At 70.1% G+C, this 12,473-nt stretch carries 11 protein-coding genes; 8 read left to right on the top strand and 3 right to left on the bottom strand.

Going from position 1 to position 12,473, the window contains the following annotated elements:
• Positions 1 to 301 precede the first annotated feature (301 nt).
• The 6 genes from B085_RS42485 to B085_RS42475 all read left to right on the top strand — a co-directional run bounded on the left by B085_RS42485 (position 302) and on the right by B085_RS42475 (position 8,706).
• Positions 302 to 4,948, top strand: coding sequence for a family 78 glycoside hydrolase catalytic domain (locus B085_RS42485; protein ID WP_106434943.1), 4,647 nt, complete (start codon positions 302 to 304; stop codon positions 4,946 to 4,948).
• Between the two features lie 85 nt (positions 4,949 to 5,033).
• Positions 5,034 to 5,405: a VOC family protein gene (locus B085_RS51645; RefSeq protein WP_324603864.1), complete on the top strand. Its 372-nt coding sequence runs from the start codon at positions 5,034 to 5,036 to the stop codon at positions 5,403 to 5,405.
• Positions 5,372 to 5,548 (top strand): VOC family protein, encoded by a 177-nt coding sequence (locus tag B085_RS50745; RefSeq protein WP_018559413.1) that lies wholly within the window; start codon positions 5,372 to 5,374, stop codon positions 5,546 to 5,548. Before B085_RS51645 ends, B085_RS50745 begins: the two co-directional genes overlap by 34 nt.
• A 401-nt stretch (positions 5,549 to 5,949) precedes the next feature.
• On the top strand, positions 5,950 to 6,597 hold the full coding sequence (locus B085_RS0115155) for a cysteine hydrolase (protein WP_018559412.1): 648 nt from the start codon (positions 5,950 to 5,952) through the stop codon (positions 6,595 to 6,597).
• A gap of 8 nt (positions 6,598 to 6,605) precedes the next feature.
• Positions 6,606 to 7,205 (top strand): hypothetical protein, encoded by a 600-nt coding sequence (locus tag B085_RS0115150; RefSeq protein WP_234018576.1) that lies wholly within the window; start codon positions 6,606 to 6,608, stop codon positions 7,203 to 7,205.
• Positions 7,206 to 7,914: 709 nt separating this feature from the next.
• Positions 7,915 to 8,706 carry a GNAT family N-acetyltransferase gene (locus B085_RS42475; protein WP_018559410.1) on the top strand — a complete coding sequence of 264 codons (792 nt, stop codon included), beginning with the start codon at positions 7,915 to 7,917 and terminating at the stop codon, positions 8,704 to 8,706.
• Positions 8,707 to 8,840: 134 nt separating this feature from the next.
• Here the strand turns inward: B085_RS42475 and B085_RS0115140 are convergent, their stop codons facing one another.
• Complete coding sequence (locus tag B085_RS0115140) at positions 8,841 to 9,032, bottom strand: hypothetical protein (protein ID WP_018559409.1); 192 nt, start codon at positions 9,030 to 9,032, stop codon at positions 8,841 to 8,843.
• A gap of 74 nt (positions 9,033 to 9,106) precedes the next feature.
• Positions 9,107 to 9,505: a VOC family protein gene (locus B085_RS0115135; RefSeq protein WP_018559408.1), complete on the bottom strand. Its 399-nt coding sequence runs from the start codon at positions 9,503 to 9,505 to the stop codon at positions 9,107 to 9,109.
• A gap of 93 nt (positions 9,506 to 9,598) precedes the next feature.
• Here B085_RS0115135 and B085_RS0115130 point away from each other — a divergent pair, with 93 nt between their 5' ends.
• Positions 9,599 to 10,615 (top strand): helix-turn-helix transcriptional regulator, encoded by a 1,017-nt coding sequence (locus B085_RS0115130; protein ID WP_026251052.1) that lies wholly within the window; start codon positions 9,599 to 9,601, stop codon positions 10,613 to 10,615.
• A gap of 207 nt (positions 10,616 to 10,822) precedes the next feature.
• On the opposite strand, the gene B085_RS42470 is transcribed toward B085_RS0115130, so the two are convergent.
• Positions 10,823 to 11,458 carry a hypothetical protein gene (locus B085_RS42470; RefSeq protein ID WP_234018575.1) on the bottom strand — a complete coding sequence of 212 codons (636 nt, stop codon included), beginning with the start codon at positions 11,456 to 11,458 and terminating at the stop codon, positions 10,823 to 10,825.
• 159 nt (positions 11,459 to 11,617) lie between these two features.
• Here B085_RS42470 and B085_RS0115120 point away from each other — a divergent pair, with 159 nt between their 5' ends.
• Positions 11,618 to 12,292 (top strand): hypothetical protein, encoded by a 675-nt coding sequence (locus tag B085_RS0115120; RefSeq protein ID WP_018559405.1) that lies wholly within the window; start codon positions 11,618 to 11,620, stop codon positions 12,290 to 12,292.
• Positions 12,293 to 12,473: the final 181 nt, after the last annotated feature.

Here is a 12,473-nt window from a genome sequence, read left to right as displayed (position 1 = left end):
GCGCAGCCGCACTCCCCGACGGACGCGCTCGGGATCGACGCATCGCGCGCGGTACGAGCACTCCGGGCCGGCCCGCCGGCCCGACAGCCGGGCCGTGCAACCGGCTTCAGCGTGGGTGATGGGCCCGCGGGCCGGGCTCTCGGCCAACGCGGTACCACGCGGGCGGTGGCCCCGTCGGCTTAAACCGATTCAACCACCTCTCGAATCAGTTCAATCAAATCCGTCCAGCTCGTTGCCATGGAGGTGTGATCGCCTTCAGAGTGTCATTGAAGCGTTTCAGTACCCCTCTTGAGGAGTGCCAGTGCGTCAGCAGATCGCCGCCGTGGTCGCTGCATCAGTCCTCGTCGTGGTGGCACCCACGACGGCGACGGCAGCGAGTCCACCCACCGCCACCGCCCCCGCAGCCGCTGCAACAAGCGTCAGCGATTTGACGGTCAACGCCCTCGACGACCCGCTCGGTGTCCCCTTGGCGGCGCCGACGCTCGGCTGGCAGCTCGCCTCCGAGCGCCGCGGCGTCACGCAGCGGGCCTACGAGATACACGTCGCCTCATCGGCCGGCCGCCTCGACCACCCGGACGTCTGGGACAGCGGCAAGGTCGCCTCCCGTCAGTCGGTCGACGTCCGCTACGGCGGCCCCGCGCTGAAACCGCATACCGACTACACCTGGTCTGTTCGCGTATGGGACGACCGGGGCGTCGCCTCCCAGTGGAGCGCGCCCGCCACGTTCGGCACCGCTCTGGGATCCCAACCGTGGACCGCCGCGTGGATCGGTGCGGACACGCCCGCGCTGGGCGCCAAGTGGACCGACTACACGGTCGAGTTCACCGCCTCCGACATCAGCGGGGCACTCGGCGTCTACTTCCGTGGCCAGGACACCGAGAACGCCTACATGTGGCAGATCAGCGACACCGACGACGCGCTGCGCCCGCACGTGAAACGCAACAGCGGCTACTCGGTCCTCAAGGCGACGCCGTTCCCGTCCGGGTTCGACTTCGCCGCCGAGCACGACTACGTGATCGCCGTCGACGGCGACACGATCACCACCACCGTCGACGGCAAGCAGCTGGACCAGCGCACCGACGCGACGTTCGGCGGCCCCGGAACGATGGGCTTCCGCACCAGCGGCGCGGAGCGCGGACTGGTCCGCGACGTCACGGTCACCAGCGCCGACGGCACCGTCCTCGTCGACACCGCCTTCCCCACGGGCGACCGCACCTTCGCGTCGGGCACCGTGACCGCCGGCGGCCTGCGCGTCGACAGCGCGGGCGGCGAGGCCTGGCTGCGCCGCGACAAGCCTGTCCCGCTGCTGCGCAAGGAGTTCGACCTCGGCGGAAAGAAGGTCGCCCGGGCACGCGTCTACGCATCGGCGCGCGGCGTGTACGAACTGCGGCTCAACGGCTCGCGGGTGGGCAGCGCCGAACTCGCGCCCGGCTGGACCGCGTACGACAAACGCATCGACTACCAGACCTACGACGTGACCCCGCAGGTCCGCGCCGGAGCGAACGTCATCGGCGCCGAGGTCGCACCGGGCTGGTACAGCGGCAAGGTCGCCATGTTCGGCACCGACGTCTACGGCAAGGACAACTCGGTGATCGCCGAGATGCTCGTCGAGTTCACCGACGGCACCAGCACCACCATCCGCACCGACGGCACCTGGACCACCACCGGCGGTCCGACCCGCGAGGCCGACCTGCTCGACGGCGAGGCCTACGACGCACGCGTGGCGAAGCAGGTCGACGGCTGGGACAGGCCCGGCTACGACGACGCGGACTGGGCCAGGGCGGATGTCCGCGACGAGCCGGTGACCGTACTCGAACCGCAGACCGCCGTCGACGTACGGGTCACCCAGGAGCTCAGGACCGCGAAGAGGATCGACTCGCCGACCGCCGGCGTCCACCTGTACGACCTCGGGCAGAACATGGTCGGCCATGTACGCCTGACCCTCAAGGGCGAGCCCGGCCGGACGGTGAAAATCCGGCACGGCGAGGTGCTCAACCCCGACGGCACCCTCTACACCGCGAACCTGCGCACCGCGAAAGCGACCGACCACTACACCTTCGCCACGGACCAGCCGGAGACCTTCGAGCCCTCGTTCACCTTCCACGGCTTCCGGTACGTCGAGATATCCGGCGTCGACGAGGCCCCCGCGGCCAAGGACCTGGTCGGTGTCGTCGTCGGCACCGACGGGGACCTCACCAGCAGCCTCGACACCAGTTCCGACCTCGTCAACCAGTTGCACAGCAACATCGTCTGGGGCATGCGCGGCAACTTCCTGTCGATCCCCACGGACACCCCCGCGCGCGACGAGCGCATGGGCTGGGCCGGCGACATCAACGTCTTCGCCCGCACCGCCGTCTACAACATGGACGCGCAGTCCTTCCTGACCAAGTGGCTGCAGGACCTGAGAGACACCCAGCGGTCGGACGGCTCGCTGCCCGGCGTCGCCCCCGTGGTTCCCGGCCGCTTCGACGGCGGCTACGAGTCGGCCGGGTGGATGGACGCCGGCGTGCACGTGCCGTGGACGCTGTGGCAGGCGTACGGCGACACCGACGTCATCCGCGAGAACTACGACATGATGAAGAAGTACGTCGACTTCCTCGACGCCGACTCCACCGGTCACATCCGCTCCGCGGGCGGCTACCTCGACTGGCTCAACCTCGACGACGCCACCCCGGCCGACGTGCTCGACACCGCGTTCGTCGCCAAGAGCACCGTTGAGTTCGCGCAGATGGCGGCCGCCATCGGGCGGGACGGCGACGCGGCGGCGTACCAGCAGCGCTACGAGGCGATCAGGTCGGCGTACCAGGCGGCGTTCGTCGGCGCCGACGGCACGGTCAAGGGCGACAGCCAGACCTCGTACATTCTGACGCTGACCAACGACCTCGCCCCCGCCGACCGGCGCGACGCGGTCGTCGCCAAGTTCGTCGGGACCCTCGAGCGCCGCGACTACCACCTGTCGACCGGTTTCCTCGGCGTCGACGGACTGCTGCCTGCACTCACGGAGGCGGGCCGGTCCGACATCGCCTACCGGCTGCTGCAGCACGAGGACTACCCGTCCTGGGGCTACGAGATCGGCAAGGGCGCGACCACGGTCTGGGAACGATGGAACTCCATCAACCCCGACGGCACCTTCAACGACGTGGGCATGAACTCGTTCAACCACTACGCTTACGGCGCCGTCGGCGAGTGGATGTACCGCACCATGGCGGGCGTCTCGGCGGCCGAGCCGGGCTACCGCAAGGTTCTCATCGCCCCGGAGCCCGGTAAGGGCGTCGACCGTGTCGACTTCAGTCACCAGACGCCGTACGGCACGGTGCGCAGCGCGTGGAACACGACGTCCGGGGCGATGAAGCTCGACGTCACCGTGCCGGCGAACACCACCGCCGAGGTGCGCGTCCCGGCGGCCAACCGCTGGGCGGTCACCGAGGGAGGCAAGCCGATCAGCGAGGTCGACGACGTGACGTACGTCAAGGAGGCCGACGGGGACGTGGTGCTGGAGGTCGGCTCGGGGCGCTACGCGTTCGCGGTCGACCAGGTGCTCGGGGACCTGGGGGCGGCCCGGGCACAGGCAGCGTCGTTCTCCGACGATGTCGACGCGCTGCAGGTGCGCGGTCTGGGCAAGATCGCCAAGGGTCACCTGCAGGTGCGCACCGCCCTGATGCGCAGTGAACTCTCTGCTGCGTGGCGCCTGCAGAGCGAGGGCGCGGACGAGCGGCTGACCGCTGCCGCGGCGCACCGTGCGCTCGCCGGCGTGGCCGACCTCGACCGATGGACGCAGACGTACGCCGAGCAGGGCGCGATCGACAAGACGGAGGCCGAGGCGCTGCGTGATGCGCTGACCGGCATCGAGCAGCCCCTCTCGCGGGCGTCGTCGCGCCTTGTCGGCGCGGTGGCCACGCTGGAGGTACCGGCCGGCGAGATCCTCCCGGGCGACGTCGTCCGCGTGAAGGTGGCGTTGAAGAACACCGGCAAGCAGCCTCTGACCGGCGTCGACTCGTCTCTGCGGGCACCCGGCGGCTGGACGGTGAAGTCCGTGGGCCGGCACGCGTCGACCACGGGTGCCGGCAGTACCCTCGAGCACGCCTACGACGTCACAGTTGCGGCGGACGCGCAGGCGTCCGTGGCCGACCTCACCGGCTCGGTGTCCTACCAGTACGCGGGAGGAACGGCGACGCTACCGGTCTCGGCGGGCCTGGTGGTCGCCCCCGGCGTCGCCATCGACGGCGTGTCCACCACGCCTGACCCGGCCGGCCCGGGCGAGAAGGCCACCGTCAGCACCGTCCTGACCAACCGCACCGGTGTGGCGCAGTCCGGCAAGCTCACGCTCGGCCTCCCCGAAGGCTGGTCGACGCCTGACCCGGTCTCCTACCACCTGAACCCGGGGGAGGAGACCACGGTCGAAGCCGTCGTGACGGTGCCGCTCACCGTCGTCGAGGGAGCGGCCGCGGTCACCGTGGCGACCGGCACGACGGCGGCCGAGCGGGCGACCGGCACGATCGCGGTCTCGCTGCCCACGCCACCCGCGGCGTCGAGCGACCACGTCGACCTCGGTGACGGGCCGTCGGAGTCCGCCCACCGGCTGACGGCGTCGGAGCACTCGGGGACGAACACCGAGGCCGGGCTGACCCGGCGCTACACGCACTCCTCCTACCCGGGCGGCTGGATGGAGTTCGACGTCGCCGTGCCTTCCAGCGGCCGCTTCGTGGTCCGCGTCGTCGAGACCTTCGACGGTGCCCGGCGCAAGACCTACGACGTCCGGGCCGACGGCGAGGTGGTGCACAGCGTGGACCTGAGGCGAAGTGAGGGCGGCCAGGGGACCATCACCCACCAGTTCGTGGTGGACCCCTCCGCCGACACCTCGGACGGCACCGTACGGCTCCGCTTCCAGGACACCGGCGCCGACTACGACCCGTCGATCGCCGACGTGTGGGTGATGCCGGTCGACTGACATCACCGGCGACCGTCGTGTGCCTGGGCACCCCGGTGACGGGGCGCCCAGGCACACGACCTGCGGCAAGGGAGATCTCCGGACCATGCGGCGGCCGGTACCGGAGCGTTGGGGCCGACGGACGGGTCGGCGCCGCATCAGCCAGATCAGGCCCAGTCGTGTCGCGCGGGCCGAGTTCCTTCGGTGCCAACGGGATCGGCGTCTGCGGGGGTCTCGGATAGGCTCAAGCATGCGATCTCGGACAGGCGGCATGTGGTGGGGGACGACGATCGAAGCGCCGGACCCCAGCGGTTTGGCGAGGTTCTACGCCGAACTCCTGGACTGGCACATCGGTCACGAAGAGCCGGGAACAGCCATCGTGGCGGCCTCCCCGCAAGGCCCGTTCTTCGTATTCCAGCAGGCGGACGGTTATCGGGCTCCGGTGTGGCACCGGCCGACGGCGACCAGTGCCCGATGATGCACTTCGACTTCCAGGTCGGCGACCTGGACTCGGCGGTCGCCCTGGGCGCCGCCATCGCGGAGTTCCAGCCGCAGGAGAACGTCCGGGTGCTGTTCGACCCGGCCGGCCACCCTTTCTGCCTGTGTCGTGACGCCCCATAGATCAGGCGACGTCGGCCCCGCCGGGGACTTCGCGCAGGCGTTCGGCGTTCAGTCCCCCGGGGACGATCGCCGACGTCCCCGTGATCGTCGCGTGCGTTTGCGCGGCTGACCGAGTCCCGCGTCCGGCACCGCGAGGGGATCGCGCGGCCCGCGCCCGAGCCGCGTCCGACGGGTGCACACCGCTCGACCTCACCGTGCGTGACGCGGCTTCACCTCGACAAGGCCCGGCACCCCGGTGCCCGTCGATGGCTGTTCGCGCCTTGGGCGGCGGGGGCGGCGACCGAGGTGCAGCAATGCACCGATGCGGAGTGGCCCGTGATGGGGCAAAGTGGAACGGAGGCGTCAAAACGCGCTTCGGAAGACATCCGCTGCAGGGTTTTTCATCGCGTCAGGAGCGCCAGGTGGAAGTCAACAATACCGACACGGCGGTTGTGTTCATCGACCCGCAGAACGACGTGCTGAGCGAGGACGGAGTGGCCTGGGACGCGGTGGGGGCGAGCGTCACGGAGAACAGGACCGTCGAGAACATGGAGAGGATTTTCGAGGCGGCGAAGGCGGGTGGATACGAGGTCTTCATCTCGCCCCATTATTTCTACCCGACCGACAGCGGGTGGCGAATGAGCGGGCCCCTCGAGACGAGCGAACTCGAGACCCACACGTTCGCGAGGGCGGGACAGCTCGATCTCACGGGGTTCCGGAACTCCGGGGCGGACTGGCTGGACCGCTTCAAGCCCTATATCGAAGACGGCAGAACGGTGGTCGCCAGCCCGCACAAGGTATTCGGACCGGAATCCAACGACTTGGTGCTGCAGCTGCGGAAGCGGAAAATGCAGAAAATTATTCTCGGCGGGATGCTGGCGAACATGTGCGTCGAGTCCCATATGCGTCACCTCGTCGAGCAGGGATTCGAGGTCGCTGTGGTCAGGGATGCGACTGCCGGTCCTCGGCACCCGGTCTGGGGCGACGGATACCAGGCGGCGATCATCAATTACGGCTTCTTCGCCCATGCTCTGCTGTCGACTGACGAAGTGCTCGACGGTATGCGCTGAAGAGCTCCGTGAAGGGCGCGCGACCTGGTGCGCGTGGCGAGGCCTGTGGTGCAGACTTCTTCGCCGTGGAGATCATGGATGGCGAGCTGCGACGTCTTCGGTCCGGACCGCGGGCCAAGGACGGCGGACGGCAGCCGTTTCTCGTACGGGTCCGGTTCACCGCCGAGGACCCGGGCCAGGTCATCGCCGATGCGCGAGCGGTGCTGACGTGCGTGGTCGAGCGGATGGGCGACTGGCCCGCGTGCGAGCGGTGGCCGCAGCTGCTGCCGGCGTGGTTCGTCCAGCGGTGCGCACCCGAGCCCGAGGATCCGGAGCCTGGCGAGCCCTTCGATGCCGAGGCGTGGCCGCGGCAGTGGCGGGCGATGACGCCGGAGCAGAGGGCAGCCGCCGGTCAGGGGCCGTGGACGCTGTCGGATTGGCTGCACTGCTTCGACCCGACCGAGGAAGGGGCCGGTGACGATCGCAGCTGGTGGTGGTGGCACGCGGGAACCGATGAACCGGGAAGCGGCTGGATTCAGGTGGCCACGACCGGCTGGCCGTTCGGCAGGGGTTCGCTGTCCTGGCTGATCAAGGCCGGCGGCGGTACGGATCCCGCCTATGGACCGTGAGCGCCGCGCACCGCGCGGGGGCCCTGCCGCAGCGGCCGGCAAAGCAAGATGGACGGATGTCCAGGCGCCCGGTGACATGCGGTGTCCGCCGCCGGACCACTCCCCGTCGTGGAGAGCGAACCGCGCTGACGCGGCGATTCCCGTATCCGTTCTGCGCTTCGCCGTGTCCCCGGTAGCCGCCTCAGACGTGCGCGGGTTGCCGACCGCGAGTTTTAGATGATGGTAAACTTCTAACTGAGGGGAAGCTCCGGCAGTTCCTGCGCGCCATCCTGCCCTCGTCACCGTGGTCACCCCTGACCGCACGCACAGACAATGAAGTGACGGACATGACCCCCTGTCTGAACCACCACCCCCGGATTCCGGTGGCTTTCCGAGACGAGCAGGGGGCTGTCCTGCCCGGAACGGTCGAGGCCACCGTCGCGCCCCACGGCGGGAATTGGCCGGCCAGGTGGCCTATACGTCATCGAGTGAGCGTGGCCGGGCGCGGCCGTACTGGCGGATCTCCCCGGCGACGCCACCTCGGGCATCGTCCTGGCCGACGACATCCCGGAGGGCTTCACCGTCGGCGACTTCGCCCAGCACTTCAGCGCCGTGACCGTGGGCACCTCCGCGAGCCGACCTCCCCTCAGTCGCGCTCGGCGCCTCGCGATCACTTCTTTCCCCGTCCGGCGTCCTGCCGGTGTCCAAGTACCTCGTGAGTGGAGTTCACATGGATCCCAAGTCTCTCGGTGACCGAGCGGATGCGGCCGCGCACGCCTTCGGGTCGGCGATGGAGAAGCTGGTGGGCGTTGTTCCCGGCGCCACCGGCCGCAGAGGGGCCCGGGGTACTCTCCTCGCCCTCACCCGCTCGCACATACCCGCCCTGAACGTCGTGATGAGCACGGCGAGGGAGCCGGACGCGGGGGAGTGCGCGGATCTGGCCGCTGTGGCCGCCGAGGAGGCCGGCCGGCACGGGTTCCCCTGGAGTATCCGCCTGCGCGGCGGCCCGGACGACGCGATCGTGCGCAAGGCCGGTGAGTACGGGCTGACCGGCAAGTCCGAGCAGCCCTTCATGGTCATGCCGCTGACGGGCGGATCCGTGCTCCCGCCGGAAGGCGGACGGGTGCGGGTGCGGGCGCTGAGCGGTGCCGAGTACAACGAGTTCGCCGAGGTGCTGGCCGCGGGGTTCGGCGCACCTCCGGTGATCATCTCCGGCCTGTACACACCGGCTGTTCTGGACGCGCAGGGGATCACCGCCTACGTGGCCGAGGCGGACGGGGTCGCCGTGGCCGCGGGTCTGGGGGTCGTGGTCGAGGGCCACCTCGGCGTCATCAACGTCGCCACGACACCGCAGCACCGCGGCCAGGGCCACGCCCGGGTTGTGGTGGAGAAGATTCTGGTGGACGGGCGGGCCTCTGGAGCGCACACGGCCTACCTCCACGCGACCGATGAGGCGGTCGGTCTCTTCGAGAGCCTCGGCTTCCGCACCGCGGAGACGTGGACCTCGTTGATCGGATCCTGACCGCCGCCTGTCCGGCGTCGTGATACCGGGCACCGTGGGCGTCGCCACCGGCGACGCCCACGGTGCCGGACGCAGAACCGGCCAGGTACCCGCACCACACAGGTGCGCGGAGCGGCATGATGCGCCGGGCGGCGTCAGCCCTGGAACTTCGCCATGTCGACGACGAAGCGGTAGCGGACCTGGGAGCGGTGCGACTCCGGGATGGCCCTGGTGAGGCCCCTGGCGTGGGGCGAGCGAGCCGTCATGTGGCGGCCGGCGAGGTCCGACCGAGCCCTTGCGCCGGAGCGCCCGACCGCGATCCGCCGTCTTCGCAGGAACGAGCTCATTGTTCGGGGCTCATCGGCGCGTTCATCGGGAGCCCTGGGATCTCAGGGCTCCCGCGTGAGCGGCTGTGCGCGACTCAGCGTGCGAACTTCTCGATGGCCGCAGGGGTGACGGGGGTGAAGAAGTTGACGAGGTTGCCGTCGGGATCGCGGAACAGCAGCGACCGATTGCCCCAGGGCATCGTGGTGGGCTCGGTGACGAAGTCTGTGACGAAGTCGGTCAGGTTCTGGTGAACGCGGTCCACGTCGTCGACGAGGAACTCGGTGATCACGCTGTGGTTGTCCGCCGGGCGGGCGGAGCCCGGGGCGAACAGCGGAACGGTGCGGGTGCTCGCGATCGCGAGAGTGGCGCCCGTGGTCTGGAGTTCGGCGAAGTCCGGGGTGGCCCAATTCGCCTGAACCCCCGTGGCTCGCTCGTAGAACTCGACGAGGCGCGCGACGTCGCCGGTGATGATGCGGATCGAGACGAAGTCCATGGAAATCTCCTGTGCCGTGCCGGCGGTGTGCACGTCGCAGGCTAGGAGAAATAGGGGACGGAATCGGTCCTGTATTGACCCTAGGCTGTGAACATGCCTCGTCCCACCGGCCGCGTACTGACCCTTCTGGAGCTGCTGCAGTCGGGGGGCACCCGGACGGTGGCGGAACTCGCCGACCGGCTCGGCGTCGAGGGCCGCACGGTACGGCGGTACGTGGGGCAGCTGATCGACCTCGACGTGCCCGTGGAATCGGTGCGCGGCCGCTACGGCGGATACCGGCTCGCCCCCGGGTACCGCCTGCCTCCGCTCATGCTCAGCGACGACGAGGCGCTGGCCGTGTTGCTCGGACTGGTCGCCGGCCGCCGGACAGGGCTGACGGCGACGGAGCGTACGGCGAGCGAAACGGCATCGGCGAAGATCCGGCGGGTGCTGCCCAAGCACATCGCCCGTCGGCTCGACCTCCTCCTGGAGACTCTCGCCTTCACGGACCAGCCCGGTGAGTTCGACACCCCGGACGCCGAGGTCCTGCTCGCCATCGCCGATGCGGTGCGCCACCGCAGACCGCTGTCGGTCCGCTACACCGACCGCGACGGACGGCGCAGCGAACGCACGCTGCACGCGTACGGCATCGTCGCCCATTCGGGCCGGTGGTACGTGACGGGCGTGGACGCCCGGATCGGTGAGGACCGCACCTTCCGGCTCGACCGCATCGCGGACGCGAGACCCCTGCCCGGCTCATTCGAAGCACCCATGGGCCCCGGTCCGGCACAGCGCGTGTTGTCGGGGTTCGCCACGGCCGAGTACCGGCACGAGGTGATCTTGCGCATCCACGGGACAGCAGAGCAGGTCCGCGCCCACCTTCCCGCCAGTGTCGCGAACCTGGACGAGTACGAGTACGCGTACGGCGAGCCCGGGCCCGAGCCCGCGGCGGGCCAGGACCGGGCGGACGAGCGCTGGTTGCGCGTCGAGCTACGGGTGGAGCGGCTCGACTGGTTGCCTCGGGTACTCGCGACCCTCGACCGGCCGTTCGTCATCGAGCGCCCCGAGGAACTGCGCGACCTCGTCGTCTCGCTCGCCGATCGCCTCGCGTCCTACGCCCGCCGAGCCTGACGGCTACCTGCGGGGTCGCTCACGCCGCCGGCCGGCCGACGGCGACTCCGAACGCGCTTTCCAGTCCACCGTGACCTTCTTGCCGCTCCGACGAGCAGCAAGAAGGTCACGGAAGCGGTGGCGGTGCCGACCCCACGCGGGACACCGCCGGGTCGAGGGCGGCCACACCCGTGGACTCACGACGAACCAATGGAACGGCGTGGACGGTCAGGCACTCAGCAAGCCGACCAGGTCGGTGGCCACTTGACGGTCGATCGGCGCCGGAACGGCCTGCACTCCGGGGGCCGGCCGATTCTCCGCCGCCGCGGTGAGAACCGCCAGGCTCCTGGCCTGAAGAGTGAGTCCGAGGTCCATGGCCTGGATGGGGTTCCCCTTGGCGGCCGTCAGGTTGATCATCTTGGTGTCGGCCAGGACGATGACCTCTCTCCCGTCCTTCAGACGGTGGAGGGCGCGTTCCTGGCCGCCGGCTCCCAGACGCTCGGCAGTCGACGTACGGCCGGACAGGGCCGCGGTGTCGAGCTCCCAGGGCATGTGCCCGACGCCGGCGATCACCGTGCCGTCCGCGAGAACGTCCAGTTCCGCCGCGCCGATGACCCCGGGATGCCCGGTGGCGAGGAAGAGGAGCCGGGTCTCGGGCAGGAGATCGTTCAGCGCTCCCGTCGCATGCCCTGCCATGACGGCTTCGAGCGCGCGATAGGGGTCGACGTCGGCCACCGAGACGCGGGCGCCGAGTTTGGCGAGGGTGTCGGCCACTCCCCTAGACACAACAGCCGCTTGCGCGAGGTCGACGCGCTCCGGGGTCGGCGAAGGCGCGTGCCGGGTGCCGAAGGTCCGTCGCGTCATCCGCGCAGAAGTGGCGGGCCCGCGCACCGGTCTGCCGACAACCCGCTTCCGAGCGGCGGCCCCGAGGTGCTCGGACGGCCGTTCGCGGCGGCGCGGTGCGGCGGTCGGTGACGTCCGAACTGTGATGCGGCGATCCGGTGTGCCCGTTACGGTGCCCGGATGACATTCGAAGACCATGACGAGTCGGCCCCCCGCACGAACGACGCCTGGGCCGACGCCCTGGCCCGCGCCGTACAACTCGCCCTCACCACGCTGCGGTCGGCTCCCTCGGAGGCGGAGGCGTGGGACGCGACAGCCGGCGCGTTGGAGTGGACGTGCTGGGAGACGGCCGAGCACCTGGCGGACGACCTGTTCTTTTACGGGATGCAGATCGGGACGCCCGGCCTGCCGGCCGGAACCTATGTCCCCTTCGGGATGCACCGCCAACGGCCCGAAGGGCCGCTCAACAACCTCCAGGCCGATCGGGAGGCGGGCCCGTCCGGGCTGCTGACGGTCCTGGAGGCGTGCGGTGCGATGCAGGTCTCCCTTACTCGCACGACTCCCTCGTCGGCGCGCGCCCACCACACCTTCGGTACCTCGGACCCGGCTGGTTTCGCGGCGATGGGCATCGTCGAGACCCTCGTCCACACTTACGACATCACAGCAGGCCTCGGCGTGGAGTTCACCGCCCCCGACGACCTGTGCGCCCTGGTCCTCGGAAGGCTCTTCCCGCATGTGGAGAGCGACGAGGAGCCGTGGCCGACGCTGCTGTGGGCCACCGGGCGGGGCGACCTCCCGGGGCGGGAGCACGTGGAAAAGTGGCGCTGGTACGGGGAGGTCCGCGAGGCGGAGTGAGGCTCCTCGCGCTCGGAAGCAGGGAGGCGAGGAGTATCGCGCGTCGGCGAGGACTTCCGTGCCGAGCCTGCACCAGCGGGCCCCGAACGCGAGGGAGATCTCCCGGGCCGGGCTCCGTCGAGGTGGCGCGTGGGTGGCAGCCGGTCCGGCGCGGGGGAACACACCTGAACCCTGTGAGAAG

It is taken from the genome of Streptomyces sp. BoleA5 (genome assembly GCF_000373665.1).
In the GTDB taxonomy this organism is placed as follows: domain Bacteria; phylum Actinomycetota; class Actinomycetes; order Streptomycetales; family Streptomycetaceae; genus Actinacidiphila.
The sequence above is the reverse complement of the archived record's forward strand: the minus strand, read 5'-3'. Positions and strand labels throughout refer to the sequence as shown.